Annotated in this window: 2 protein-coding genes; both read right to left on the reverse strand. The window is 53.6% G+C overall.

Annotation, left to right across the window (positions count from 1 at the left end; all coding sequences use genetic code 11):
- Positions 1-1,511 (reverse strand): adenylate/guanylate cyclase domain-containing protein (locus ACXJ5O_RS22825; RefSeq protein ID WP_457301900.1); only part of this gene is annotated, 1,511 nt, incomplete at its 3' end.
- A gap of 158 nt (positions 1,512-1,669) precedes the next feature.
- Positions 1,670-3,138 (reverse strand): carboxypeptidase M32 (locus tag ACXJ5O_RS22830; RefSeq protein WP_457301901.1); only part of this gene is annotated, 1,469 nt, incomplete at its 5' end.

Raw genomic sequence — 3,138 nt, forward strand, 5'->3', positions numbered from 1 at the left:
GCCCAGCTCTCGGTTTCCGCCACTTTACCGAGAGAGCTATATGCGCTCATTAAATGGATAGGCGAGAGGTAATCATCCGGCTTCAACTCGGCAGCTTGTCTAAAATAGTGCACCGCAGACTCGAAGTTACCGCGCATGTAAAAGAAGCGAGCATAGTGGAAATTGGCTTCGTGAAGTCCCCGATCGATCGCGAGTGCTCGCTCGAAAGAGGCCGCAGCCTCTTCATCATGACCGGCCTGATGTAGAGCCAATCCCCGGGATGCGTGCGCTTCGGCTAAATTTGGATCTAGCTCGAGCGCTTTAGCGGCCATAGCTGAAATTCTTTCCAGCGGGAAGTCATCCGGTTGCCAGTCGCGCAATGCTGCCTCRCAGTCAGCAATGCCCGCATAGGCCCGAGCATAGTCGCGATCCAATTCCACTGCCTTGCAGAACATGCGCAGCGCCAAATGAAGGTAAGATTTGGTCCAGGCATGCGAAAACTGCCGTCCCCGTAAATAATAGGTATAGGCTTCGACATTCCCGGTTGGCTCAGTGTCGATTGCTTTTCTTTCTTCTGGCAAGAGCTTGATTTTGAGTTGGCTGACGATCGCGTGGGTTATTTCATCCTGTATGGCGAAAATGTCGGTCAGGTCCCGGTCATATCGTTCGGCCCACATGTGGCCACCATACAGCGCGTCGATAAGCTGCCCGGTTATCCGGACACGCTCTCCGACCTTGCGCACACTGCCTTCCAAAACATAACGGACGCCAAGATCCAACCCGACCTGTTTAATCTTCACAGACTTACCCTTGTAAGTGAACACAGTATTACGTGCCACGACGTGAAGGCTGGAAATCTTTGATAAATCCGTAATGATATCTTCAGTGATACCATCGGAAAAATACTCTTGTTCGGGATCGCAGCTCATGTTGGTAAATGGCAAAACGGCTATGGTTTTTTGCGCTTGATCAAGCGACCCAACTATCGTTTGCGTAGTAGTTTCTGTGCTGGATGGACTGTCAAAACCGATCGTATAGACACGGATATTTTGCTTGATGTTCTTAAGTGAATGTTCGCCTCTATCTACGAACTTCAAATTCAACCGGGAGCCCACTTGATCGCGTACTGATGCTGCTACCGCAATGCACCCGGCGTCGGCAATGCTTTCCAGACGGGCTGCAACGTTGACACCGTCTCCAAAAATATCACCGTCCTCGACGATTATGTCACCGAGATTAATTCCTATTCGCAAATCGATTCGGTGGTCCTTAGCCACGTTTCGGTTACGTTCTGCCATGCCACGCTGGATATCGGCGGCGCAGGCGACAGCGTTGATCACGCTGGCGAACTCAACCAACATTCCATCGCCGGTCAGCTTAAAGGTTCGACCTTTATGGTCATTGATCAAAGGGTCAATCAGTTCACTGCGATGGCACTTGAACCTGTTCAGCGTACCTTCTTCATCAATGCCCATGAGATGACTGTAGCCCACGATGTCAGCAGCGAATATAGCGCTTAGCCGGCGTTCCAAATGACCCCCAGGTTGTGATTTAAATGCAAGAACGCCGGACTGTAACCGCTTCATCGCTTTAAGTCGCGTCCATCTTTCGATTGACGACAAGGAGTGACGATATCGATTCCGGCGTCCCATCCATCGCCGCATCCTTATGTTTAGATGCCAAGCGACAACTACACCGTGAGATCGGCAACCTTGCGCTTTAGATCAGCGACATAATTAGCAACTGACAGTGGCGAGCCGGTCGCCTGCTGCAGCAATTCGCCCGGTGTCCGCGATCGCCCATATTGATGAATATTCTCGTTCAGCCAGGTCTTCAAAGGAATGTAATCGCCCGTATCCAACCCCTCTTTCACCGCAGGAATAGCCTTCGCACTGGCGAAGAATTGCGAGGACATGATGTTGCCGATCGTGTAAGTCGGGAACGATCCCACCATACCCGATGACCAATGCACGTCCTGAAGTACGCCAAGCGTATCGTTTGGAACATCCAAACCAAGATAGGACCGCATCTTATCCCGCCAGATGGCCGGCAAATCGCTCACCCGGATTTCTCCGGCGATGAGCCCCGCCTCTATTTCCGACCGCAGCATGATGTGGAGATCATAGGTGAGTTCATCTGCCTCGACTCGAATTAGGCTGGGACGCGGTGCATTGACGACACGCCAGAAGTCCTCGACCGAAACATCGGCGAGTTGTTCGGGAAAGTAGCTGCGCAGTTCTTCGAAGTGAACCTCCCAAAAACGGCGAGAGCGGCCAACGCGATTTTCCCAAAGGCGCGACTGGGACTCGTGAGTGCCGAAGCTGCTGCCGCCCACAGCATAAAGGTTGATGAAATCGGTTGTAAATGCTGAGCGGCTAAAGCGCTCGTCTACCCCTTGCTCATACATTCCATGACCTGCCTCATGCCAAACGGCAAAAAGGCCGCCCGGGAGCCAATCTTCGCGAAACCGGCCAGTGATACGAACATCGGCACTTGTGAAGGATATCTCGAACGGATGAACCGTATCGTCCAGACGACCCCTGTTGAAATCGTAACCGAAACGCTTGGAAATCATGCTGGAAAATGCTCGCTGACGTTCAATCGGGTAAGTGCGATCGAGAATCTCAGTGCGCACGGGCCGCGCTCGTCGAGCCTCGGCCAGCAAGGGAACCAACGACTTCTGCAACTCCCCGTAGAGTTCGCGCAATTTCGCCCAGGTCATTTCCGGCTCGTACGTCGAAACCAGCGCATCGTAGGGATGCGCATCATAGCCAATCGCTGACGCGATCTCGCGCTGCATCTCCATGGTCAGTTCGAGCCACGGCGCGAAGGCCGCGAAATCATCAACGCTGCGCGCCTGTTTCCATGCCGCCTGTGCATTCGTCTTGAGTTCGGCGGCGGCCGAGACAAGTCTTGCCGGGATGCGCGACAGCACACCTATTGATGCCGCCGCCTGCTCGACGGCAGCGCGCTGCAAGGGATCGCCATCTGTATCGGCGCGTGCGGTTTCAATTGCTTTCATCATCCGGTCGCCGGTCGCGATATCGCGGGCAAGACCAACCAGCGTCGCGATCTGCTTGCCGCGTGCATCGACACCTCCAGGCGGCATCATCGTGCGTGAATCCCAGGTCAATAGATTAACGGCGCACAGGATATCAT

The sequence above is a fragment of the Phyllobacterium sp. P5_D12 genome (assembly GCF_054049495.1).